This window comes from Microbacterium phosphatis, assembly GCF_049177115.1.
In the GTDB taxonomy this organism is placed as follows: domain Bacteria; phylum Actinomycetota; class Actinomycetes; order Actinomycetales; family Microbacteriaceae; genus Microbacterium; species Microbacterium phosphatis.
Genome location: NZ_CP185370.1, coordinates 2,710,174 through 2,731,017, shown reverse-complemented (window position 1 = coordinate 2,731,017; position 20,844 = coordinate 2,710,174). Strand labels below are relative to the sequence as shown.

At 67.3% G+C, this 20,844-nt stretch carries 29 protein-coding genes and 1 pseudogene; 27 read left to right on the top strand and 3 right to left on the bottom strand.

The genetic code is table 11. The features are described from left to right. Positions 1 to 5 precede the first annotated feature (5 nt). Genes ACOKGD_RS13100 through ACOKGD_RS13090 form a run of 3 tightly spaced genes read right to left on the bottom strand, consistent with a single transcriptional unit; the run spans position 6 to position 3,145 of the window. Positions 6 to 1,058 (bottom strand): polysaccharide pyruvyl transferase family protein, encoded by a 1,053-nt coding sequence (locus ACOKGD_RS13100; protein ID WP_342337667.1) that lies wholly within the window; start codon positions 1,056 to 1,058, stop codon positions 6 to 8. Beyond that, positions 1,055 to 2,083 carry a glycosyltransferase family 4 protein gene (locus tag ACOKGD_RS13095; RefSeq protein WP_342337666.1) on the bottom strand — a complete coding sequence of 343 codons (1,029 nt, stop codon included), beginning with the start codon at positions 2,081 to 2,083 and terminating at the stop codon, positions 1,055 to 1,057. The genes ACOKGD_RS13100 and ACOKGD_RS13095 overlap by 4 nt, the downstream gene beginning before the upstream one ends. 12 nt (positions 2,084 to 2,095) lie before the next feature. Then, entirely contained in the window at positions 2,096 to 3,145 is a 1,050-nt protein-coding gene (locus tag ACOKGD_RS13090; protein ID WP_342337665.1) for a glycosyltransferase, read from the bottom strand. 261 nt (positions 3,146 to 3,406) lie between these two features. Here ACOKGD_RS13090 and ACOKGD_RS13085 point away from each other — a divergent pair, with 261 nt between their 5' ends. The 27 genes and pseudogenes from ACOKGD_RS13085 (at position 3,407) to ACOKGD_RS12955 (ending at position 20,838) form a co-directional block, all read left to right on the top strand. Next, complete coding sequence (locus tag ACOKGD_RS13085) at positions 3,407 to 5,083, top strand: DUF4012 domain-containing protein (RefSeq protein WP_342337664.1); 1,677 nt, start codon at positions 3,407 to 3,409, stop codon at positions 5,081 to 5,083. A 114-nt stretch (positions 5,084 to 5,197) separates the two neighbouring features. Next, on the top strand, positions 5,198 to 6,772 hold the full coding sequence (locus tag ACOKGD_RS13080) for a sugar transferase (protein ID WP_342337663.1): 1,575 nt from the start codon (positions 5,198 to 5,200) through the stop codon (positions 6,770 to 6,772). A 109-nt stretch (positions 6,773 to 6,881) separates the two neighbouring features. Continuing rightward, entirely contained in the window at positions 6,882 to 7,097 is a 216-nt protein-coding gene (locus ACOKGD_RS13075) for a hypothetical protein (protein ID WP_342337662.1), read from the top strand. A 210-nt stretch (positions 7,098 to 7,307) separates the two neighbouring features. After that, positions 7,308 to 7,904: pseudogene (locus ACOKGD_RS13070) on the top strand (sugar transferase); the annotation flags it as partial. A 205-nt stretch (positions 7,905 to 8,109) separates the two neighbouring features. Continuing rightward, the gene (locus tag ACOKGD_RS13065) at positions 8,110 to 8,949 is read left to right on the top strand and encodes a phospholipase (RefSeq protein WP_342337661.1); all 840 of its coding nucleotides are present in this window, start codon (positions 8,110 to 8,112) and stop codon (positions 8,947 to 8,949) included. Between the two features lie 404 nt (positions 8,950 to 9,353). Beyond that, entirely contained in the window at positions 9,354 to 9,662 is a 309-nt protein-coding gene (rpsJ, locus tag ACOKGD_RS13060; protein WP_342337660.1) for a 30S ribosomal protein S10, read from the top strand. A 14-nt stretch (positions 9,663 to 9,676) separates the two neighbouring features. Next, positions 9,677 to 10,336 (top strand): 50S ribosomal protein L3, encoded by a 660-nt coding sequence (gene rplC, locus ACOKGD_RS13055; RefSeq protein ID WP_342337659.1) that lies wholly within the window; start codon positions 9,677 to 9,679, stop codon positions 10,334 to 10,336. A 5-nt stretch (positions 10,337 to 10,341) separates the two neighbouring features. Next, positions 10,342 to 11,001, top strand: a complete 660-nt coding sequence (gene rplD / locus ACOKGD_RS13050) for a 50S ribosomal protein L4 (RefSeq protein ID WP_342337658.1) — start codon at positions 10,342 to 10,344, stop codon at positions 10,999 to 11,001. Then, positions 10,998 to 11,294 (top strand): 50S ribosomal protein L23, encoded by a 297-nt coding sequence (gene rplW, locus ACOKGD_RS13045; protein ID WP_342337657.1) that lies wholly within the window; start codon positions 10,998 to 11,000, stop codon positions 11,292 to 11,294. Before rplD ends, rplW begins: the two co-directional genes overlap by 4 nt. Before the next feature lie 22 nt (positions 11,295 to 11,316). Further along, positions 11,317 to 12,156 carry a 50S ribosomal protein L2 gene (gene rplB, locus ACOKGD_RS13040; RefSeq protein ID WP_342337656.1) on the top strand — a complete coding sequence of 280 codons (840 nt, stop codon included), beginning with the start codon at positions 11,317 to 11,319 and terminating at the stop codon, positions 12,154 to 12,156. 11 nt (positions 12,157 to 12,167) lie between these two features. Next, positions 12,168 to 12,449, top strand: a complete 282-nt coding sequence (gene rpsS, locus ACOKGD_RS13035; RefSeq protein ID WP_208502637.1) for a 30S ribosomal protein S19 — start codon at positions 12,168 to 12,170, stop codon at positions 12,447 to 12,449. 22 nt (positions 12,450 to 12,471) lie between these two features. Next, positions 12,472 to 12,867: a 50S ribosomal protein L22 gene (gene rplV / locus ACOKGD_RS13030; protein ID WP_342337655.1), complete on the top strand. Its 396-nt coding sequence runs from the start codon at positions 12,472 to 12,474 to the stop codon at positions 12,865 to 12,867. Next, positions 12,867 to 13,625, top strand: a complete 759-nt coding sequence (gene rpsC / locus ACOKGD_RS13025) for a 30S ribosomal protein S3 (RefSeq protein WP_342337654.1) — start codon at positions 12,867 to 12,869, stop codon at positions 13,623 to 13,625. Before rplV ends, rpsC begins: the two co-directional genes overlap by 1 nt. Next, a complete protein-coding gene (rplP, locus tag ACOKGD_RS13020) occupies positions 13,625 to 14,044 on the top strand; it encodes a 50S ribosomal protein L16 (RefSeq protein WP_055992161.1) in 420 nt (139 codons plus the stop codon). Before rpsC ends, rplP begins: the two co-directional genes overlap by 1 nt. Then, entirely contained in the window at positions 14,044 to 14,352 is a 309-nt protein-coding gene (gene rpmC / locus ACOKGD_RS13015; protein ID WP_342337653.1) for a 50S ribosomal protein L29, read from the top strand. The genes rplP and rpmC overlap by 1 nt, the downstream gene beginning before the upstream one ends. Further along, entirely contained in the window at positions 14,352 to 14,660 is a 309-nt protein-coding gene (rpsQ, locus tag ACOKGD_RS13010; RefSeq protein ID WP_342337652.1) for a 30S ribosomal protein S17, read from the top strand. Before rpmC ends, rpsQ begins: the two co-directional genes overlap by 1 nt. Then, entirely contained in the window at positions 14,657 to 15,025 is a 369-nt protein-coding gene (gene rplN, locus ACOKGD_RS13005; RefSeq protein WP_208502647.1) for a 50S ribosomal protein L14, read from the top strand. The genes rpsQ and rplN overlap by 4 nt, the downstream gene beginning before the upstream one ends. A gap of 3 nt (positions 15,026 to 15,028) precedes the next feature. Further along, a complete protein-coding gene (gene rplX, locus ACOKGD_RS13000; RefSeq protein ID WP_342337651.1) occupies positions 15,029 to 15,388 on the top strand; it encodes a 50S ribosomal protein L24 in 360 nt (119 codons plus the stop codon). Positions 15,389 to 15,390: 2 nt separating this feature from the next. Further along, entirely contained in the window at positions 15,391 to 15,978 is a 588-nt protein-coding gene (gene rplE / locus ACOKGD_RS12995; protein WP_342337650.1) for a 50S ribosomal protein L5, read from the top strand. A 174-nt stretch (positions 15,979 to 16,152) separates the two neighbouring features. Then, positions 16,153 to 16,551 carry a 30S ribosomal protein S8 gene (rpsH, locus tag ACOKGD_RS12990; RefSeq protein ID WP_208502653.1) on the top strand — a complete coding sequence of 133 codons (399 nt, stop codon included), beginning with the start codon at positions 16,153 to 16,155 and terminating at the stop codon, positions 16,549 to 16,551. A 6-nt stretch (positions 16,552 to 16,557) separates the two neighbouring features. Further along, positions 16,558 to 17,094 (top strand): 50S ribosomal protein L6, encoded by a 537-nt coding sequence (gene rplF, locus ACOKGD_RS12985; RefSeq protein ID WP_342337649.1) that lies wholly within the window; start codon positions 16,558 to 16,560, stop codon positions 17,092 to 17,094. A gap of 2 nt (positions 17,095 to 17,096) precedes the next feature. Then, on the top strand, positions 17,097 to 17,456 hold the full coding sequence (gene rplR / locus ACOKGD_RS12980; RefSeq protein WP_342337648.1) for a 50S ribosomal protein L18: 360 nt from the start codon (positions 17,097 to 17,099) through the stop codon (positions 17,454 to 17,456). Further along, entirely contained in the window at positions 17,453 to 18,148 is a 696-nt protein-coding gene (rpsE, locus tag ACOKGD_RS12975; protein WP_421355058.1) for a 30S ribosomal protein S5, read from the top strand. The genes rplR and rpsE overlap by 4 nt, the downstream gene beginning before the upstream one ends. Next, positions 18,148 to 18,333, top strand: coding sequence for a 50S ribosomal protein L30 (gene rpmD, locus ACOKGD_RS12970; protein WP_342337646.1), 186 nt, complete (start codon positions 18,148 to 18,150; stop codon positions 18,331 to 18,333). The genes rpsE and rpmD overlap by 1 nt, the downstream gene beginning before the upstream one ends. Further along, on the top strand, positions 18,333 to 18,827 hold the full coding sequence (gene rplO, locus ACOKGD_RS12965) for a 50S ribosomal protein L15 (protein WP_342337645.1): 495 nt from the start codon (positions 18,333 to 18,335) through the stop codon (positions 18,825 to 18,827). The genes rpmD and rplO overlap by 1 nt, the downstream gene beginning before the upstream one ends. A gap of 101 nt (positions 18,828 to 18,928) precedes the next feature. Continuing rightward, positions 18,929 to 20,248: a preprotein translocase subunit SecY gene (gene secY / locus ACOKGD_RS12960; RefSeq protein WP_342337644.1), complete on the top strand. Its 1,320-nt coding sequence runs from the start codon at positions 18,929 to 18,931 to the stop codon at positions 20,246 to 20,248. Continuing rightward, complete coding sequence (locus ACOKGD_RS12955; protein ID WP_342337643.1) at positions 20,245 to 20,838, top strand: adenylate kinase; 594 nt, start codon at positions 20,245 to 20,247, stop codon at positions 20,836 to 20,838. The genes secY and ACOKGD_RS12955 overlap by 4 nt, the downstream gene beginning before the upstream one ends. Positions 20,839 to 20,844 lie beyond the last annotated feature (6 nt).

Sequence of the window (20,844 nt, the reverse complement as noted above, 5' to 3'; positions counted from 1 at the left end):
GCGGGTCAGTGGGTGCGAGCGCGAGTTCTGAGCTCGGCGACGATCTTCTCGCGGGCGACGGCGATGTTCGCGGCGGCTGCGGCGATGCGTGAATCGTAATCCGCGCGAATGGCGGGATCCTCCAGGAGGCCCCGCGCCTGTGAGGCCACGCTCTCGACGTCGAAGGAGTTGACCGTGTGAACCCACGGGTCGATGCCGAGGTCGCCGAACGCGCCGAAGCCCTTGCGCTCGTACGCCAGATGCACGACGTAATGGCCGGCGGCAAGGGCCATCAGCGCAGCGTGAAGGCGCACCGCGACAACCACGCGGGGTGTGCCGCCCGGGGTCATCAGGTCCGAGCGCTCCACCATCAGACGCGGCGTGAGGGTGGCGGCGGCGGGCCTGTCGTCGTTGCCACCGGTCGTGCTCTGGATATAGCCGTCGTACGGCGACATGCGACGGGCGAGCGCGTAGATGTCGGGGTTGATCTTCCCGTGAACCGCGCGGATCGAGAGCACGGGGGTCGGATCGACCTGCGTGCCGGGCCGGCGTCCGCCCACCACGGCGGCGGTGGCGAGATCCGGCGTGCGCACCACCGTGGGGCCCCCGACCTCGGCGACGGTGCGGTCGTCGCGCACCATCACGACGTCGAGCTTGCCCAGGGTTCGTCTCACCCAGCTCCGCGTGCCGAAACGCGCCGGCCCGATGCTCTGCGGCAGGTAGACGGTGGGAGCCGTCGTGCGCGCCGCGGCGCGCAGCTGGGGGCCGTGCACGAGCGCGGTCTTCAGAGTCTCGACCGCCGTGCCCGCGCGCAGGTATCCGCCTCCGACGGCCACCACGATGTCGTAGCCGTCGATGGCGTTGAGCTCGGCGCGCATCGCCTTGTCCCATCCGCGTTTCGTCGGCACGGTCGGCAGCGCTCGGACGCCGAGGTCCGCGAAGGTCTCCGGACGCGAGGCGAGCAGGGTCACTTCGGCCTCGCCGAAGGCGTCCCGGATCAGCTCGAGCGTCTCACGCACGAGAAGACCGTCCCCGGCGTTCTCGGCGGAGTAACCGTGCAGGACGAGGACCCGCGTCATCCGAGCACCTTCTTGTAGACCTCGATGTGCTTGTCCACGCTGGCATCCCAGGTGAAGCGCTGTGCCCATGCGAGACCCTGATCGAGGCATGCTCGGCGGGCGTCCTCGTCGTCGACGGCCGACACGATGCCCGACGCGATGCCCTCGACATCGATGTCCGGGAACTGCAGAGAGGGGCCGGCGACCTCAGCGAGCGAGCCACGGCTCGACGTGACGACGACCGCACCGGCGGCCAGTGCCTCGACGACAGGAAAGCCGAAGCCCTCGTAGAGGCTGGGGAACGCGAATGCGGTGCAGGCCTGCATCAGCGCGGTCCGGTCGTCATCGGATACGAACCCGAGGCGGATCACGTCGGGCGAACCGTCGATGACTGCCGCCGACTCCTCGGAGTTCCAAGCGGCACGACCGGCGATCACCAGCTTGATGCCCAGCGCGCGCACCTCCGGCGTCGCGAACGCCTTCACCAGGGGGATCAGGTTCTTACGGGGTTCGATGTTGCCCAGATAGAGGACGAATCGCTGCGGCAGCTGCGCGGTGAGCTCCGGAGACAGCGCGACCGGGGAGGCGAAGCGCTCGATGTCGATGCCGTGCTCGATCGTCGTCAGGCGATCGGCGCCGACGCCGAAGACTTCGGAGACATCGTCCGCGCTCGAGTTCGAGACCGTGATGACGTGGTCGGTCGAGTCGATCGCGCGCTGCACGCGCGTGCGCCAGACCTTCTCCTGCCGCGCATCGCGGGCCACGGAGATCCACCGGCTCGCGACTCCGTGCACGGTCACGACGGACGGGCGGCGCGTGCGCAGGAGAGGCCCCGTGTCGGCCACGTAGTGCAGCACATCGCCGTCCTGACCACCGAACAGACCCGTGAAGGTCTCCTGCGCCATCGTCAGCACCGGGTGGCGCCGCGCGGGGATGCGTGCCACGGGGATGCCGCGCTGCGTCAGACCGTCGGCGACATGCCGCGCGTAAGTGGTGTTTCCGCCGGTATGGCGGTCGAGAATGCGGCTGGGCATGAGCACGCGCATGGGTTTCTCCCCTCAGACCGCGGCGTACAGCGCCTGGAGCGCCGCGCGCTGCGCGTCTCGGTTCATGGTGGACCGCAGGTCGCGGGCGGCCTGCTCGGCCTGGGCGAGATGGGGGCCGTTCGACAGGAGATCGAGGACCATCAGCGCGGCATCGTCGGTGGATTCGGCAGTGGGGATGGTGAGCCCATCGAAGGCGGGGATGTGCCGCGCCAGGATCGGGTGCTCGAAGGCCGCAGCGTCGAGGACGCTGAGCGGGAAGCCCTCATACAGTGCGGTGTGCAGGTAGAGAGAGGGACGGGCCAGTTCCGCCGCCAGGGCCTCTCCATTGAGCCACCCCGTCACCTCGACCCCGGCAGCTTCGAGTTCGGCCCGCTTGTCCATGTCGCCGTCGCCGATCCAGCGGAATCTCACGTCGGGGGCGACATCGTGGACCCGACGGGCGACCTGCGCGAAGAAGCTCGGGTCCTTCTGCTTCGACAGCCGGCCGATCATGATCACGTCGCGTGCCGCGGCGAAACGGGTCGCGGGATGAGCCTCGTCGGGCTCCACGGAGGCGACGTTCGGCACGTAATGGGTCGGCACCGTCTTGTTCACCGCCAGCGCGAGCGCCTCCTCGTGCGGCGAGAGCACGATGGTCCGCGCGGTGCGCCGGGCGAGGGCGACCTCTGCCAACCGGTACGCGGTGCGAAGCGGGGCGGACGTGCTTGCATCATCGAACTTGTAGCAGTGGGGTGCGTAGACGACGGGGGCATCCAAGCGCGTCGCTCGAGCGAACACTCCGGCCCAGCTCGAATGCGCGTAGACGAAGTCGGGCGAGACCTCCTCCACGACATCGCGAACTCGCCGGATCGCGCGGCGGAAGGACGCAGGCAGATCCCGGCGGGACGCATAGCCGATCGTCGCTTCCGGTGATTCGTCGCCGCGCCACAGCAGGTGGTGCTCCGCTTCCGGCGTGAGGTCGACGATGGTTTCGATCGCCCGGCTGACACCACCCGCGTAGCACTCGGTGAGGTGCAGGATTCGGGGTGTGCGAGCCGTCTGCGTGTCGTGGCTGTTCGTCATCTCTCCCCGTCGTACGCGCTCAGCGTCCCAAACTACCAGCGTGAGCGAGAGGGTGTATGTCCAGCGGAGCGCCATAGGCTGTGCGGCATGCACGACTCCTCACCCCAGCGGATGACGCGGCGCGCCCTCGCGGAGGCCCGTCGAACCCAGGTCGCCACCGCGGCCGCCGGCGACGCCCCGACGGCGCGAACGCAGCGCATCCCCGGGGCGCGCGACGCGGGAGCGGGTCGGCCGCCCCGGCGAACGGGGCGCCGAATCGCTGTGGCGATCACGATCGTCGTCGTCCTCCTTCTGATCGCTGCCCTCTGGGTCGCCTTCCGCGCGCTCACGGTGAAGAACGAACTGGAGGCCGCCCAGGCGGTGGTCGCTCAGGTGCAGAACGACCAGGCCGAGATCAAGGACGCCGTCGGTGCGCTGTCGTCTCACGCCCAGAAGGCGGCGGACGCCGCCGGGGACCCGGTGTGGAACGCGTTCGAGATCCTGCCTTTCCTCGGCGACAACCTTCGTGGCGTGCGTCTCGCCGCGCAGTCACTCGACGTCGTGGCCAACGACCTCGGGGTGCCGGCGCTGGCGGAGTTCGACGCGGACAGCGACGAACCCGTGCTCGCCCGGATCCTGCCGGTGCTGACGGCTGCCGAGCCGGAGGTGACGCGCCTGGCGGAGGAGATCACGGCCGTGCAGTCGTCCTCGTCGCTGATCGGCCCCGTTCGCGGTGGTGTGGATCAGGTCGGTGAGGTGATGCAGGCGGCTGCCCCGATGCTCGCGCTCGTGCCCGAGCTGCTGGGCGCTGAGGGAGAGCGCAACTATCTGCTCACCTTCCAGAACAACGCCGAATCGGTGGGCCTGGGTGGATCGGCGGCGTCCCAGACGATGCTCAACGCCAACCAGGGCGCGATCGCGATCACCGGGCAGGCGAGCAGCACGCAGTATGCCAACAAGACTGCCGTCGACGTCGACGTGCCGCAGAGCGCTCTCGATCTGTACAGCAACTATCTGATCGACCACATCAACACCTCCGCGAGCCGACCCGACTTCCCGACGATGGCCAACATCGTGCGCGCCTTCTGGCAGCGAGACATCGCCGACCAGCAGGTCGACGGGGTGCTGTCGATCGACCCGATCGCGCTGAGCCGCATCCTGCGCGCGACCGGTCCGATCCAGCTGGCGACCGGCGACGAGCTCACCGAGACGAACGCCGTCGATCTTCTCCTCAACGGCGTCTACCTGCGTTGGGGCGATTACTCCGAGTCGCGACTGGTAGACGCGTTCTTCGCCAGCGCGGCGTCCACGATCTTCGAGAAGGTGGCCACCGGCGACTTCGACCCGAAGGACATGATGTGGGCGATCGGCGAGGGCATCGACAACGGCAACATCCTCTTCTGGAGTGCCCATGAGGAAATCCAGAAGCAGATCGAGCCGTTGCGGGTGTCGGGGATCCTCCCGACGGAGAACGACGCCGCGACGACGGTCGGCGTCTTCTTCCGCGATGAGTCGATGTCGAAGATCGACTACTACATGGAGTCGGGCATCAAGCTCGCCGAGGCGTGCGCGGACGGCCGTCGCACCTTCACGACGAGCACAACGCTTCGCATGGACATCGATCAGGCCGCGGCCGACCAGTTGCCCGCCTACGTGCGGAGCGGACACTGGGGCTCATCCCAGTTCCGCACCCAGGTGTATGTCTACGGCCCTCCGGGAACGACCCTGGAGTCGGTGAGTGTGGAGGGGCGAGACGTGGCGGTGACCCGGCAGGACATTCAGGATCTCGAGCGACCCGTCGCGTGGTTCACGACGAACCTCGCACCGATGGAGCAGGCGACGGTCACGGCCGTCTTCTCCGCCGAAGACGGCGAGTTCGGCCCACTCGAATTGCGGTCCACCCCCATGATCAACACGACGGCGTACGCGCTCGACACGAGCGGGTGCGCGGATCGCTGAGTCGACGATAGACGTGCATCTCAGCCGGATTCGGCGGGCCCATCACCCGCGCGACAATCGAATCGGCGGTAAACTTCGGAAGCCCGCAGGGCTGACGCGGTGAGGAGTGATCGAGTGACGACAGAGTTGACGCGTGCTGAGCGCGCGCAGTCGCCGACGCTCGATGCCGCGGGGGTCGAGTCCGAGACGGCGATTCCGGCGGAACTCGCGGCGATCCCCCACAAGCTGAGGCCGCGGCCGTCGCGCGTGCGTGACTGGCGCAAGCGCTATGCGCTGGGGCTGCGGATCACGGACTTCGTTGCGCTGACCCTGGTCGTATACGGAACGCAACTGGTGTGGCTGGGCTGGCACGCTCGCATCCCCGGACAGCTGGGCATCCTGCCGTCGTCGTACTCGCTCGTCTCGGCGTTGATACTCGCTCTGTGGCTCCTAGCTCTCGCCCTCAACGACACCCGCAATGATCGTGTCATCGGCGTGGGGCCCACCGAGTACAAGAGGGTCTTCGACGCCAGCTTCAATCTCTTCGGTGCGATCGCGATCGTGGCGTTCCTGCTTCAGATCAATGTCGCACGCGGTTTTCTGCTGCTCTCGTTCCCCATCGGCATCCTCGCTCTGTTCGCGGGGCGGTGGCTCTGGCGACGGTGGCTGGGGGCCCAGCGTCTGCGGGGCGAATACGCCGCTCGCGTCGTCATCGTGGGCTCCGACCGATCCGTCGCCCACGTCGCGAAGGAGCTGAAGCGGACTCCCCAGGCGGGTTACCTCGTTGTCGGCGCCTGCGTGCCGGCGCCTCCGGCCTCGAAGCTCGTGGAGGGAACGGAGATCCCGGTTCTCGGCGATGTCCGTTCGGTCGAGCGCGCGATGGCGATCACCGGAGCCGACACGGTCGTGATCGCGAGCGCCGACGAGCTGGGCCCGCGCCGCATCAAAGAGATCTCCTGGTCGCTCGAGGCCGGGCGCCAGCACCTGGTGCTCGCACCCAGCATCACGGACATCGCGGGCCCCCGCATCCACATGCGGCCCGTGGCGGGTCTGCCGCTGATCCACGTGGAGACTCCGCGGTTCTCCGCCGGTCAGCGTTTCGTGAAGCGCATGCTCGACCTGATCGCGAGCGTCACCCTCGTCCTCCTGCTGAGCCCCGTTCTGCTGGTGCTCGCACTCGTCGTGAAGCTGTCGTCCACGGGGCCGGTGCTGTTCAAGCAGACGCGCGTCGGCCGCCACGGCGGCGAGTTCAAGATGCTGAAGTTCCGCTCCATGGTGCAGGACGCCGAGACCCTGCTCTCCGCGCTCGAGGCGAAGCGCGCGCTGTCGGGCGAATCGATGGGCAACGAGGTCATGTTCAAGATGCGCGACGACCCGCGCGTCACCCCGGTCGGGCGGATCATGCGTCGGTTCAGCCTGGACGAGCTCCCTCAGCTGTTCAACGTGATCGGCGGCAGCATGTCGCTCGTCGGGCCGCGCCCGCCGCTTCCGCGTGAGGTCGACCAGTACGCCGATCATGTGCACCGCCGTTTCCTTGTCAAGCCGGGAATCACGGGGCTGTGGCAGGTGTCCGGCCGGTCTTCGCTCTCGTGGGACGACACGGTCCGCCTCGATCTCTCCTATGTGGAGAACTGGTCGCTTCTCGGTGACGTGGTGATCATGCTCAAGACCTTCCGCGCAGCACTGGTGCCCGGCGACACCGTCGCCTGACCAGTGAAGCCGACGCGCGGGCCGGGGTTCCGGTTGCCCGCGCTCGATGCCACAATGGCCGGGATGCGTCCCGAATCCGCGGCGCATCCAGCCGACCTGAGGGGTGACCATGGGCATCGATGACGTCGTGAACCAGGGCAAGGAAGCTTTCGAGCAGAACAAGGACAAGCTGCAGGACGCTCTGCGGTCGGCCAAGGCCGAGGGCGTGAGCGACGAGGTCCTCGACAAGGTCAGCGACTTCGCCAAGGGCGTCCTCCCGGACAGCCTGAATGATCGGATCGACGAGGTCCGCAAGAACATCGACGGCGCGATCGGCAACGAGTAAGACCTCCGTCCCGAAGGCCCCCGCTTCTCCTAGCGAGACGGGGGCCTTCGCGCGTGTGTCTGTATCAGAACCGGTGGGCACGACGTCCTCTGCCGTGTGACAGCCGATCTGATCTTCGCCCCCGGAGAAAGCAGAGGGGGAGGCCTGGGCCGTTTGCGGGCGCTCGAAACGCCCGGTCGGGCCGCTTCGCCCGGACCGGTGGACGTCCGCTTCCTCAAACGGGCCGGCGACGTCATCGGCGGGCTCTCGCTGGTGATCATCTTCTCGCCAGTGCTCCTGGCGATCGCGGCGCTCGTGCGCATGACGTCTCCCGGGCCGGCGCTCTTCCGGCAGACGCGGGTGGGCCTGCATGGGCGGGAGTTCACCATGCTGAAGTTCCGATCGATGACGCAGGATGCCGAGGAGAGGCTCGCGGCACTCGCCGACCAGCGGGACCACGGCAACGAGGTCATGTTCAAGATGCGCAACGACCCGCGTGTGACGCCGGTGGGGAAAGTGCTGCGGCGGTTCAGCCTCGATGAGCTCCCCCAGCTGATGAACGTGATCGGCGGGAGCATGTCCCTCGTCGGACCGCGCCCGCCTCTGCCGCGCGAGGTCGACCTCTACGCAGACCATGTTCACCGCCGCTTCGCGGTGAAGCCGGGCATCACGGGGCTCTGGCAGGTGTCGGGGCGGTCCACGCTGTCGTGGGACGATACGGTCCGCCTCGACCTGTCCTATGCAGAGGGCTGGACTCTGCTGGGCGATTGCCGGATCCTGCTGCGCACATTTCGCGCGGCCCTGGTCCCGGGAGACTCGGCCGCCTGAGATCGCCCAGAGTTGAACGAATCAGGATCTCGTCAGGTAACGAACAGGTAACGCCCACCGGCTGCATATGGGATCCCCACCGGATCGGCCGGAACCGTCCAGGGGAGGGGCGCACGGTGGAGGGTCCGCGTTTCGCGGCGACCGCCGCCCGAAAGGCCGTCGCCACCCGAGCGTTCGCGGACGTACCTCGAACGAAAAACCAGGAATGTCGCAGAATCACACTGAGCCGCCCCTGCTCACCCCGTTCCCCCGTGCCAACCACATCAACCTCCTCCGCGCCGAGCGTCGCGCCCGTCGCGGCAAGGTGCTGATCGGAGCGGCCGCCATCATCGGCGTTGTGCTCACCGGCGGAGCGGCCGTCGCCGCCACGGTTCCCGAGCACACCCGCACCACCGCCACCGCCGCGGAGGACCCCGCAGCCGCCGCAGCCGCGCGCACGGCCCTCGAAGACGCCCAGGCCGCCCTCTCGGAGGCGCACGCCAAGGCCGACACCACCGAGCTGCGCAAGAAGGTCGACCACCTCAGCGCGTACACGCGCATGCCCGCCGTGGTCGTGGAGGGCGAGGTCCGCGAGACCGAGGCGGAGGCCGAGGAGGTCGTCGCCCAGACCGCCGCCCTGACCGAGGCCGACGAGGCCGCCGCCGCCGCTGCGGCCGAGGCCGCCCGCGTCGCCGAGGAGCAGCGCAAGGCCGCCGAAGAGCAGCGCAAGGCCGCCGAGGCACTGGCCGCCGCCAACAGCCCCGCCGGCGCTCAGGCGACCGCGCAGGCCATGGCCGCCGAGCGCTTCGGCTGGGGTGGAGACCAGTTCGGCTGCCTCGTGTCGCTGTGGAACAAGGAGTCCGGCTGGAACTTCCAGGCGTCGAACCCCTCGTCCGGCGCCTACGGCATCCCGCAGTCCCTTCCCGGCAGCAAGATGGCCACGGTCGGGGCCGACTGGCAGACCAACGCCACCACGCAGATCGCCTGGGGCCTCGACTACATCTCGCGCGCCTACGGCACCCCGTGCGCCGCGTGGGGTCACTCGCAGGCCACCAACTGGTACTGATCCGCGGGTCGTCGACGCCCCCGCAGACGACCGCCGGATCCGATCCGCTCGGCACCCTGAGAAGGTGCCGAGCGGATCCTCGTCTCCCGCGTGATCACGCGGCTGGAGGCGCGACACGCCCGGGTTGCTTCACGGCCACCGGGGATGGCAGAATAGACAGGTTCCACATTCCCGCGTGCGCTCCGTCAGGAGGACTGCGCGGGATCACTGCCAGGGCAGTGCACAGACAGAGTCTGGGCCGCGGGCAGGAGAACACAAATCACAAACCACCTCGCAGGGGCTCTCTGCGCGCGTGGTCTGACATGTGAACACGGGTCGAAAGACAGGCCCAGCCCGAAGGGTTTCCGGAGGGTCAGTGCGTCCAATGCCCCTGAGGTAAGACGCGTTAAGAGAGTGAGCAAGCAATGGCGGGACAGAAGATCCGCATTCGCCTGAAGTCGTATGACCACGAGGTCATCGACTCGTCGGCGCGCAAGATTGTCGACACGGTCACCCGTGCGGGCGCCTCGGTCGTCGGCCCGGTGCCGCTTCCGACGGAGAAGAACGTGGTCGCCGTGATCCGTTCGCCCCACAAGTACAAGGACAGCCGCGAGCACTTCGAGATGCGCACGCACAAGCGCCTCATCGACATCGTGGACCCGACGCCGAAGGCCGTCGACTCGCTTATGCGTCTCGACCTCCCGGCGGACGTCAACATCGAGATCAAGCTCTGAGGCTGGGGATCGACATGGTTGACATCAACAACAAGGTTTCCAAGGGTCTCCTCGGCACCAAGCTCGGCATGACTCAGGTCTGGAACGAGTCCGGCAAGCTCATCCCCGTCACGGTGATCGAGCTCGCGCCGAACGTCGTCACCCAGATCCGCACCGCGGAGGTGGACGGCTACTCGGCCATCCAGATCGCCGCCGGTGCGATCGACCCCCGCAAGGTCAACAAGCCCCTCTCGGGCCACTTCGAGGCTGCGGGCGTCACGCCCCGTCGTCACCTCGCTGAGATCCGCACCGCCGACGCCGCGTCCTACGCGCTCGGTCAGGAGCTCACGGTTGACGGCACCTTCGAGGCCGGCCAGCTCGTCGACGTCGTCGGCACGAGCAAGGGTAAGGGCACCGCGGGTGTCATGAAGCGTCACAACTTCAAGGGTGTCTCCGCTTCGCACGGTGCACACCGCAACCACCGCAAGCCCGGTTCGATCGGCGCCTCGTCGACCCCGAGCCGCGTCTTCAAGGGCATGCGCATGGCCGGCCGTATGGGCGCCGAGCGCGTGACCGTCCTCAACCTCACGGTTCACGCCGTCGACGCCGAGAAGGGTCTGCTGCTCGTCAAGGGCGCCGTCCCCGGCGCGCGCGGTCGCACCGTGTACGTCCGCAACGCAGTGAAGGGGGCCTGAGTTAGATGGCTGACTCGACTCTCGCTCTGGACGTCCTGGGCATCGACGGCAAGAAGGCCGGCTCTGTTGAGCTGCCCGCCTCGGTGTTCGACGCCAAGACGAACATCCCGCTGATCCACCAGGTCGTCGTCGCGCAGCTCGCGGCGGCTCGCCAGGGCACCCACTCGACCAAGCGTCGCGGTGAGGTCTCCGGTGCCGGTCGCAAGCCCTTCAAGCAGAAGGGCACGGGTAACGCCCGTCAGGGTTCGATCCGTGCGCCGCACATGACCGGTGGTGGCATCGTCCACGGCCCGAAGCCGCGCGACTACTCGCAGCGCACCCCCAAGAAGATGATCGCCGCCGCCCTCGCGGGTGCGCTGAGCGACCGCTTCCGCGGTGAGCGTCTGCACGTCGTCGAGTCCTTCGGCGTGTCCGAGCCCTCGACCAAGGCCGCTTCGACGTTCCTCGCGACCGTCGCACCGACCAAGAACGTGCTCGTCGTGCTCGACCGCGAGGACGACTTCGGCTACCTGAGCGTGCGCAACCTCGGTTACGTGCACGTCCTCATGGCCGACCAGCTGAACGCCTACGACGTGCTCGTCTCGGACGACATCGTCTTCACCAAGGCCGCCATCGACGCGTTCATCGCGCAGAAGGCCGGCGCCACTGAGGAGGTCTCCGCATGACCGTGCAGAAGGACCCGCGCGACGTCATCCTGAAGCCGGTCGTCTCGGAGAAGAGCTACGGTCTGATCGACGAGGGCAAGTACACGTTCATCGTGGACCCCCGCTCGAACAAGACCGAGATCAAGCTCGCCATCGAGAAGATCTTCGGCGTCCAGGTGGCTTCGGTCAACACGATCAACCGCGTCGGCAAGGCCCGCCGCACCCGCTTCGGCATCGGCAAGCGCAAGGACACCAAGCGCGCCATCGTCACGCTCAAGTCGGGCACCATCGACATCTTCACGGCAGTCGGCTGACGGTCGGGGAGGAAGAGAGAACATGGCTATTCGCAACTACAAGCCCACGACCCCCGGTCGCCGCGGCTCGTCGGTGGCTGACTTCGCCGAGATCACGCGATCGACGCCGGAGAAGTCGCTGCTCCGCCCGCTTTCCAAGACGGGTGGCCGCAACAACCAGGGTCGCATCACGACCCGTCACATCGGTGGTGGCCACAAGCGCCAGTACCGCGTGATCGACTTCCGTCGCAACGACAAGGACGGCGTCAACGCCAAGGTCGCTCACATCGAGTACGACCCCAACCGCACCGCGCGCATCGCGCTGCTCCACTACGTGGACGGCACGAAGCGCTACATCCTCGCGCCGAACAAGCTGGCGCAGGGCGACATCATCGAGTCGGGTGCCGGCGCAGACATCAAGCCGGGCAACAACCTGCCGCTGAAGAACATCCCGACGGGTACCGTCATCCACGCCATCGAGCTCCGTCCCGGTGGCGGCGCGAAGATGGCTCGTTCGGCGGGCGCCTCGGTGCGTCTCGTCGCCAAGGACGGCCCCTACGCTCAGCTGCGCCTCCCCTCGGGCGAGGTCCGCAACGTCGATGCGCGCTGCCGCGCGACCATCGGCGAGGTCGGCAACGCCGAGCAGTCGAACATCAACTGGGGCAAGGCCGGCCGCAAGCGCTGGCTCGGCGTTCGCCCGACCGTCCGTGGTGTCGCGATGAACCCGGTCGATCACCCGCACGGTGGTGGTGAGGGTAAGACCTCTGGTGGTCGTCACCCCGTTTCGCCGTGGGGCCAGGCTGAGGGCCGCACCCGTCACGCCAACAAGGAAAGCGACAAGCTCATCGTGCGTCGCCGTAACGCCGGCAAGAAGCGCAAGTAGGAGTAAAGAAGATGCCCCGCAGTCTGAAGAAGGGCCCCTTCGTCGACGAGCACCTGCTTCGCAAGGTCGTCTCGCAGAACGAAGCCGGCACCAAGAACGTCATCAAGACGTGGTCGCGCCGCTCGATGATCATCCCCGCCATGCTGGGTCACACCATCGCCGTGCACGACGGTCGCAAGCACATCCCCGTGTTCGTCACGGAGACGCTTGTCGGCCACAAGCTGGGCGAGTTCGCGCCCACCCGCACCTTCCGTGGTCACGTGAAGGACGACAAGAAGGGCCGTCGCCGCTAAGGCGACTGAGGAGGAGAGAGAAATGGTGGAGTCCATCGCACGTGTGCGACACATCCGCGTGACCCCTCAGAAGGCTCGTCGCGTCGTCGCCCTCATCAAGGGCAAGCAGGCCCAGGAGGCGCTCGCGATCCTGAAGTTCGCGCCGCAGGCGGCTTCCGAGCCGATCTACAAGCTGGTCGCGTCGGCTATGGCCAACGCCCAGGTGAAGGCCGACAAGGACGGCGAGTCGTTCGATGAGGCCGACCTGTTCGTCCTGAACGCCTACGTCGACGAGGGCACGACGCTCAAGCGTTTCCGCCCCCGTGCTCAGGGTCGCGCGTTCCAGATCAAGAAGCGCACGAGCCACATCACGGTCGTGCTCTCGACGCCGGAGGTCGCTCAGACCGCCGGTGCCGACAAGAAGAAGGCGAGCAACTAATGGGTCAGAAGGTCAACCCGTACGGCTTCCGCCTCGGCATCACCACGGATCACGTCTCGCGCTGGTTCGCGGACTCGACGAAGCCGGGTCAGCGTTACGCCGACTACGTGGCCGAGGACATCAAGATCCGCAAGCTGCTGCAGACGAACCTCGACCGTGCCGGCGTCAGCCGCATCGAGATCGAGCGCACTCGCGACCGCGTCCGCGTCGACATCCACACCGCCCGTCCGGGCATCGTGATCGGTCGTCGTGGTGCCGAGGCCGAGCGCATCCGCGGCGAGCTCGAGAAGCTCTCGGGCAAGCAGATCCAGCTGAACATCCTCGAGGTCAAGAACCCCGAGGCTGACGCTCAGCTCGTCGCCCAGGGCGTCGCCGAGCAGCTCAGCGCCCGCGTGGCCTTCCGCCGTGCGATGCGCAAGGGCCTCCAGGGCGCCCAGCGCGCCGGCGCCAAGGGCATCCGCATCCAGGTCTCGGGCCGCCTCGGCGGCGCGGAGATGTCGCGTTCGGAGTTCTACCGCGAGGGTCGTGTGCCGCTGCACACGCTGCGCGCGAACATCGACTACGGCTTCTACGAGGCCAAGACCACCTTCGGCCGCATCGGCGTGAAGGTCTGGATCTACAAGGGCGACCTCACCAACAAGGAACTCGCGCGCGAGCAGGCCAACATGAAGCCTGCCCGTGACCGCGACCGTGGCGGCCGTCGTGGCCCGCGTCGTGACGACGCGGCGACCCCGGTGGCGGAAGGAGCTTCGGCGTAATGCTCATCCCCCGCAAGGTCAAGTACCGCAAGCAGCACCACCCCAAGCGCGATGGTGCCGCGACCGGTGGCACCAAGGTGTCGTTCGGTGAGTTCGGCATCCAGGCCCTCACCCCCGCTTACGTGACGAACCGTCAGATCGAGTCCGCTCGTATCGCCATGACGCGTCACATCAAGCGTGGTGGAAAGGTCTGGATCAACATCTACCCGGACCGCCCCCTCACGAAGAAGCCCGCCGAGACCCGCATGGGTTCGGGTAAGGGCTCGCCCGAGTGGTGGGTCGCCAACGTCAAGCCGGGTCGCGTCCTCTTCGAGGTCGCGGGCGTCAACGAGCAGCTCGCTCGTGAGGCCCTCACCCGAGCAATCCACAAGCTGCCCCTGAAGGCACGCATCATCAAGCGCGAGGAGGGCGACGCGTAATGGCGATCGGCACCAAGGAGCTCGCTCCGAGCGAGCTCGACACGTTCGAGGACACCCGCCTCGTCGAGGAGCTGCGTAAGGCGAAGGAAGAGCTGTTCAACCTGCGCTTCCAGTCGGCCACCGGTCAGCTCGAGAGCCACGGTCGCATCCGCGCCGTCAAGCGCGACATCGCGCGGCTCTACACCGTGATCCGCGAGCGCGAGCTGGGCATCCGTGCCACGCCCGCTCCGGTCGAGGCCAAGGCCAAGAAGGCCAAGGCGAAGAAGGCCGCCGAGGAGACTCCGGCCGTCGAGGGAGGGGCTGAGTGATGGCCGCCGAGAAGAAGACTGTGGAGCACGGCGCGCACGATGTGCGCGACGCCGACGCCCGTGGCTACCGCAAGGTCGCCCGCGGTTACGTCGTGAGCGACAAGATGGACAAGACGATCGTCGTCGAGGTCGAGGACCGCGTTAAGCACCCCCTCTACGGCAAGGTCATCCGTCGCACGAGCAAGCTCAAGGCCCACGACGAGAACAACAGCGCCGGCATCGGCGACTTCGTTCTCATCAACGAGACCCGCCCGCTGAGCGCCACCAAGCGCTGGCGCCTGGTTGAGATCCTGGAGAAGGCCAAGTGATCCAGACTGAGTCCCGCCTCAAGGTCGCCGACAACACCGGCGCCAAGGAGCTGCTCACGATCCGTGTCCTCGGTGGTTCGAACCGCCGTTACGCCGGCATCGGCGACACGATCGTCGCGACCGTCAAGGACGCGATCCCGGGCGGCAACGTCAAGAAGGGCGACGTGGTCAAGGCCGTCGTCGTCCGCACCGTCAAGCAGGTTCGCCGCGCCGACGGTTCGTACATCAAGTTCGATGAGAACGCCGCCGTCATCCTGAAGAACGACGGGGAGCCCCGCGGCACCCGCATCTTCGGCCCGGTCGGCCGCGAGCTTCGTGACCGCAAGTTCATGAAGATCGTCTCGCTCGCCCCGGAGGTGCTGTAACTCATGGCGAAGATCAAGAAGGGTGACCTCGTTCAGGTCATCACGGGTGCCAAGCAGGATCGCGGCGGAGACCGCGGCAAGCAGGGCAAGGTCCTCGAGGTCATCGAAGGCGGCAAGCGCGTCGTCGTCGAGGGCATCAACTACGTCAAGCGTCACAACCGTGTCGGACAGTCGCAGCGCGGCACCAAGACCGGTGGCATCGAGACGTACGAGGCTCCCATCCACATTTCCAACGTCGCGCTCGTCGACCCCGAGACCAAGAAGCCGACCCGCGTGGGCTTCCGCGTCGAGGAGAAGGTCAAGGACGGCGTCAAGAAGACTGTTCGCGTTCGCTACGCGAAGAAGTCGGGTAAGGACATCTGACAGTGAGCACCATTGACGCGCAGGCTGGCAAAATCCAGCCGCGCCTGAAGCAGGTCTACCGCGACCAGATCCGCCAGAAGCTGCAGGACGAGTTCGGCTACGACAACGTCATGCAGATCCCTGGCCTGGTCAAGGTCGTCGTCAACACGGGTGTCGGCGAGGCTGCTCGCGACGCCAAGGTCATCGATGGTGCGGTCGCGGACCTCACCGCGATCACCGGTCAGAAGCCCGTCGTCACTAAGGCGAAGAAGTCGATCGCGCAGTTCAAGCTGCGCGAGGGCCAGGCCATCGGCGCGCACGTCACCCTCCGCGGTGACCGCGCGTGGGAGTTCCTGGACCGTCTCGTCTCGCTGGCGCTGCCCCGAATCCGCGACTTCCGCGGACTCTCGGCCTCGCAGTTCGACGGCAACGGCAACTACACCTTCGGTCTCCAGGAGCAGTCCGTGTTCCACGAGATCAACCAGGACAAGATCGACCGCGTGCGTGGTTTCGACATCACCGTCGTCACCACCGCGAAGTCGGACGCGGAGGGTCGTGCGCTTCTGAAGCACATCGGCTTCCCGTTCCGCACGGAGGACCAGGAGGCCTGAGACTTCTCTCAGGTCGGTCTGCGGTAAGATCGAGCGTTTGTGTTCGCCGCCGGTCGGGGGATCCGTTCCCCGGCCGGCGGCGCCACGAGCGCACCACAACTGAACATGGATCATTCAGGAAGGTCGTCTGTCGTGTAACGGCAGCCGAAACCTCATGAAAAAAGGACTAGTCATATGACGATGACAGACCCGGTCGCAGATATGCTGACCCGTCTGCGCAACGCGAACTCGGCGCACCACGACACTGTGTCGCTGCCGTCGAGCAAGCTGAAGACGCACATCGCGGAGATCCTCAAGCTCGAGGGTTACATCGCGGCGTGGGAGGAGACCGACGCGCGCGTCGGCAAGACCCTCACCCTGACGCTCAAGTACGGCCCGAACCGCGAGCGGTCGATCGCCGGCATCAAGCGCGTCTCCAAGCCCGGTCTCCGCGTGTACGCGAAGTCGACCGAGCTGCCCAAGGTCCTCGGTGGCCTGGGCGTCGCGATCCTGTCCACCTCCTCCGGTCTCCTCACGGACCGTCAGGCCGAGCAGAAGGGCGTGGGCGGAGAAGTTCTCGCCTACGTTTGGTGATCCTTCATGTCGCGTATTGGACGTCTTCCCATTGACATCCCCGCCGGCGTCACTGTGACGGTCGACGGGCAGCAGGTCACCGTGAAGGGTGCGAAGGGCGAGCTGTCGCTCGAGGTCTCGCGCCCGATCGAGGTCAAGGTCGAGGAGAACCAGGTTCTCGTCACCCGTCCGGACGACGAGCGCGCTTCGCGTTCGCTGCACGGTCTGACCCGCACGCTGATCAACAACAACATCATCGGCGTGACCACGGGCTACTCCAAGGGCCTCGAGGTCGTCGGCACCGGTTACCGCGTGGCGCAGAAGGGCACGGGCGTCGAGTTCGCGCTCGGCTTCTCGCACCCCGTGGTCGTCGACGCCCCGGCCGGCATCACCTTCACGGTCGAGGGCAACAACAAGCTCACCGTGTCGGGCATCGACAAGCAGGCCGTCGGTGAGGTCGCCGCCAACATCCGCAAGATCCGCAAGCCTGAGCCGTACAAGGGCAAGGGTGTCCGCTACGCGGGCGAGGTCGTGCGTCGCAAGGCCGGAAAGGCTGGTAAGTAATCATGGCTGTGAAGTCGAAGTCCGCCGCGCGTTCGCGCCGCCACGCTCGCCTTCGCAAGAAGGTCGTCGGCACCGAGGTCCGTCCTCGCCTGGTCGTGACCCGATCGGCCCGCCACGTCTTCGTGCAGCTGGTCGACGACAGCAAGGGCCACACCGTGGCCTCTGCCTCGACGCTCGAGACCGAGCTGCGCTCGCTCGAGGGTGACAAGACCGCGAAGGCCCGCAAGGTCGGCGAGCTCCTCGCCGAGCGCGCCAAGGCCGCCGGTTTCACCGACGTCGTGTTCGACCGCGGTGGCAACCGCTACGCGGGTCGTGTCGCGGCGATCGCCGACGGCGCCCGCGAAGGGGGGCTGAACCTGTGAGTGACATCAAGGAGACCGAAGTGACCACCGAGGCCCCCGAGGCCGGCGCCGAGCAGGCGCCCCCCACCGAGCAGCGCAACGAGCGCGGCGGCCGTGGTGGCCGTGGCGACCGCAACCAGGGCGGACGCGGCGGTCGTGACCGCAACGACCGTGGTGGGGACAACCAGTTCCTCGAGCGCGTCGTCACCATCAACCGCGTGTCGAAGGTCGTGAAGGGTGGTCGTCGCTTCAGCTTCACCGCTCTCGTGGTCGTCGGCGACGGCAACGGCGTGGTCGGTGTCGGCTACGGCAAGGCCCGCGAGGTCCCCCTGGCGATCTCGAAGGGTGTCGAGGACGCGAAGCGCAACTTCTTCCGCGTTCCCCGCTCCGCGTCGACGATCCCCCACCCGGTTCAGGGCGAGGCCGCTGCCGGCGTCGTGCTGCTCCGTCCGGCTGCTGCCGGTACCGGTGTTATCGCCGGTGGTCCGGTCCGCGCCGTCCTCGAGTGCGCCGGTATCCACGACGTGCTGTCGAAGTCGCTCGGCTCGTCGAACACGATCAACATCGTGCACGCGACCGTCGAGGCGCTGAAGTCGCTCGAGGAGCCCCGTGCGGTCGCCGCGCGTCGCGGCCTCGAGTTCGACCAGGTCGCCCCGGCACGTCTCGTGCGTGCGGAGGCCGAGGCCGCCGCTGCTGCGAAGGCTGGTGCGTAATGGCTGCTCGTCTGAAGGTGACGCAGGTCAAGTCCAAGGTGAGCGAGAAGCAGAACCAGCGTGACACGCTGCGTTCGCTGGGTCTCAAGCGGATCGGCGACTCGGTCGTCCGTCCCGACGACGCTCAGACGCGCGGCTACGTCCGCGCGGTCGCTCACCTCGTGAATGTTGAGGAGATCGACTGATGGCTGAGAAGAAGGCCACGGCCGCCAAGGCCGAGAAGACCGCCGAGGCCAAGCGTCCCGGCGTGCTGAAGGTTCACCACCTGCGTCCGACCCCGGGTGCCAACACCGCGAAGACCCGTGTCGGTCGCGGTGAGGGCTCGAAGGGCAAGACCGCCGGTCGAGGCACCAAGGGCACGAAGGCGCGTTACAGCGTCCGCCCCGGCTTCGAGGGTGGCCAGATGCCGCTGCACATGCGCACGCCGAAGCTGCGCGGCTTCAAGAACCCGTTCCGCGTCGAGTACCAGGTCGTGAACCTGGACAAGCTCGCGGAGCTGTACCCCCAGGGTGGCGACGTGACCGTCGCCGACCTGGTCGCCAAGGGCGCCGTCCGCAAGAACGAGAAGGTCAAGGTCCTCGGCAACGGCGAGATCGCCGTGGCTCTGACCGTCTCGGTGGACAAGGTCTCGAGCTCGGCTGAGCAGAAGATCACCGCCGCCGGCGGCAGCATCAAGTAATTGCACGCCAGAGGCCCGGGAGCAACCGCTCCCGGGCCTTTGCGTTAGCCTGGTGGTCTGTCTGCCATCGGCAGTCAGCTCAATATCTGGGAGGCACGTCCTTGTTCAGCGCCATCGCGCGGATCTTCCGCACGCCGGACCTGCGCCGCAAGATCGGTTTCACACTCGCGATCATCGCGGTGTACCGATTCGGTGCGCACGTCCCGGCCCCGTTCGTGAACTTCCCGAATGTCCAGGACTGCATCGACCAGACCTCGGGCACCGACGGCCTCCTCTCGCTCGTCAACCTCTTCTCGGGCGGCGCGCTGCTGCAGCTGTCGATCTTCGCGCTCGGCGTGATGCCCTACATCACGGCCACGATCATCACGCAGCTCCTGCGCGTGGTCATCCCGCACTTCGAGACCCTCTACAAGGAGGGCCAGGCGGGCCAGGCCAAGCTCACGCAGTACACCCGCTACCTGACGATCGCGCTCGCGCTCCTGCAGTCGACCACCCTCGTGACCGTGGCCCGCACGGGTCAGCTCTTCGGCACCACGGGCGTCGCGTCGTGCAACCAGCTGCTCGTCAACGACGCCTGGTGGGCGCAGCTGCTCATGATCATCACGATGACCGCCGGCACCGGCCTCATCATGTGGTTCGCCGAGCTCGTCACCGAGCGCGGCATCGGCAACGGCATGTCGCTGCTCATCTTCACCTCGATCGCGGCGACCTTCCCGGCCGCCATGGGCGCGATCCTCGCCGCCCGCGGCTTCGAGGTCTTCCTGCTGGTCCTGGCGGTAGGCATCATCGTCGTGGCGCTGGTGGTCTACGTCGAGCAGTCTCAGCGGCGCATCCCCGTGCAGTACGCCAAGCGCATGGTGGGCCGCCGCACCTACGGCGGAACGAACACCTACATCCCGATCAAGGTGAACACCGCGGGCGTGGTGCCGGTTATCTTCGCCTCGTCGCTGCTGTACATCCCCGCGCTGATCGCGCAGTTCAACACCCCGACCGACGCCGCACCGGCGCCGTGGGTGCAGTGGATCTCGCAGTACCTCACCAAGGGCGATCACCCGCTCTACATGCTGATCTACTTCCTGCTCATCATCGGCTTCACGTACTTCTACGTCGCGATCACGTTCAACCCGGTCGAGGTCGCCGACAACATGAAGAAGTACGGCGGCTTCATCCCCGGCATCCGCGCCGGCCGCCCGACCGCCGAGTACCTCGACTACGTCCTGACGCGCATCACGCTGCCGGGCTCCATCTACCTGGGTCTCATCGCGCTGATCCCGCTGATCGCGCTCGCGACGGTCCAGGCGAACCAGAACTTCCCGTTCGGCGGCGCTTCGATCCTCATCATCGTCGGCGTCGGCCTCGAGACGGTGAAGCAGATCGACGCGCAGCTGCAGCAGCGCCATTACGAAGGACTCCTCCGATGACCGCTCGTCTTCTCATCGTCGGCCCCCAGGGCTCGGGCAAGGGCACGCAGGGCGTGCGCATCGCCGAGGCGTTCGGCATCCCCGCCATCTCCACGGGCGACATCTTCCGCGCGAACATCCAGCAGGGCACCGACCTCGGCGTCAAGGTGAAGGCGATCATCGACGCCGGCGACCTGGTCTCCGACGACGTCACCAGCGAGCTCGTGCGCGACCGCCTGGCGCAGGACGACGCCGCACAGGGCTTCCTCCTCGACGGATACCCGCGCAACGTCGCCCAGGTGGGCCACCTCGACGAGTTCCTCGCGGGACGCGGCGAGGCCCTCGACATCGTCATCGAGCTCGACGTCCCGCGCGAGGAGTCGATCGCGCGCATCGCCCAGCGTGCCGCCGAGCAGGGTCGCGACGATGACAACGAGGAGGCCATCGCGCGCCGCCTCGACATCTACGAGCGCGAGACCGCCCCGATCCTCGACGTGTTCCGCGAGCGCGACATCGTGGTCCCGGTGGACGGCGTCGGATCGCTCGATGAGATCACCGAGCGCATCGTCGCCGCCCTCGAGGCGCGCGGCATCGAGCGCGTCGCGGTCTGACCCTCC

What these genes read in the sequence shown, in the direction of transcription:
- ACOKGD_RS13100 (WP_342337667.1), bottom strand. Translation starts at nt 1,058, where the DNA reads ATGACGCGGGTCCTCGTCCTGCACGGTTACTCCGCCGAGAACGCCGGG.
- ACOKGD_RS13095 (WP_342337666.1), bottom strand. Translation starts at nt 2,083, where the DNA reads ATGCGCGTGCTCATGCCCAGCCGCATTCTCGACCGCCATACCGGCGGA.
- ACOKGD_RS13090 (WP_342337665.1), bottom strand. Translation starts at nt 3,145, where the DNA reads ATGACGAACAGCCACGACACGCAGACGGCTCGCACACCCCGAATCCTG.
- ACOKGD_RS13075 (WP_342337662.1), top strand. Translation starts at nt 6,882, where the DNA reads ATGGGCATCGATGACGTCGTGAACCAGGGCAAGGAAGCTTTCGAGCAG.
- ACOKGD_RS13065 (WP_342337661.1), top strand. Translation starts at nt 8,110, where the DNA reads ATGTCGCAGAATCACACTGAGCCGCCCCTGCTCACCCCGTTCCCCCGT.
- rpsJ (WP_342337660.1), top strand. Translation starts at nt 9,354, where the DNA reads ATGGCGGGACAGAAGATCCGCATTCGCCTGAAGTCGTATGACCACGAG.
- rplC (WP_342337659.1), top strand. Translation starts at nt 9,677, where the DNA reads ATGGTTGACATCAACAACAAGGTTTCCAAGGGTCTCCTCGGCACCAAG.
- rplD (WP_342337658.1), top strand. Translation starts at nt 10,342, where the DNA reads ATGGCTGACTCGACTCTCGCTCTGGACGTCCTGGGCATCGACGGCAAG.
- rplW (WP_342337657.1), top strand. Translation starts at nt 10,998, where the DNA reads ATGACCGTGCAGAAGGACCCGCGCGACGTCATCCTGAAGCCGGTCGTC.
- rplB (WP_342337656.1), top strand. Translation starts at nt 11,317, where the DNA reads ATGGCTATTCGCAACTACAAGCCCACGACCCCCGGTCGCCGCGGCTCG.
- rpsS (WP_208502637.1), top strand. Translation starts at nt 12,168, where the DNA reads ATGCCCCGCAGTCTGAAGAAGGGCCCCTTCGTCGACGAGCACCTGCTT.
- rplV (WP_342337655.1), top strand. Translation starts at nt 12,472, where the DNA reads ATGGTGGAGTCCATCGCACGTGTGCGACACATCCGCGTGACCCCTCAG.
- rpsC (WP_342337654.1), top strand. Translation starts at nt 12,867, where the DNA reads ATGGGTCAGAAGGTCAACCCGTACGGCTTCCGCCTCGGCATCACCACG.
- rplP (WP_055992161.1), top strand. Translation starts at nt 13,625, where the DNA reads ATGCTCATCCCCCGCAAGGTCAAGTACCGCAAGCAGCACCACCCCAAG.
- rpmC (WP_342337653.1), top strand. Translation starts at nt 14,044, where the DNA reads ATGGCGATCGGCACCAAGGAGCTCGCTCCGAGCGAGCTCGACACGTTC.
- rpsQ (WP_342337652.1), top strand. Translation starts at nt 14,352, where the DNA reads ATGGCCGCCGAGAAGAAGACTGTGGAGCACGGCGCGCACGATGTGCGC.
- rplX (WP_342337651.1), top strand. Translation starts at nt 15,029, where the DNA reads ATGGCGAAGATCAAGAAGGGTGACCTCGTTCAGGTCATCACGGGTGCC.
- rpsH (WP_208502653.1), top strand. Translation starts at nt 16,153, where the DNA reads ATGACGATGACAGACCCGGTCGCAGATATGCTGACCCGTCTGCGCAAC.
- rplF (WP_342337649.1), top strand. Translation starts at nt 16,558, where the DNA reads ATGTCGCGTATTGGACGTCTTCCCATTGACATCCCCGCCGGCGTCACT.
- rplR (WP_342337648.1), top strand. Translation starts at nt 17,097, where the DNA reads ATGGCTGTGAAGTCGAAGTCCGCCGCGCGTTCGCGCCGCCACGCTCGC.
- rpmD (WP_342337646.1), top strand. Translation starts at nt 18,148, where the DNA reads ATGGCTGCTCGTCTGAAGGTGACGCAGGTCAAGTCCAAGGTGAGCGAG.
- rplO (WP_342337645.1), top strand. Translation starts at nt 18,333, where the DNA reads ATGGCTGAGAAGAAGGCCACGGCCGCCAAGGCCGAGAAGACCGCCGAG.
- ACOKGD_RS12955 (WP_342337643.1), top strand. Translation starts at nt 20,245, where the DNA reads ATGACCGCTCGTCTTCTCATCGTCGGCCCCCAGGGCTCGGGCAAGGGC.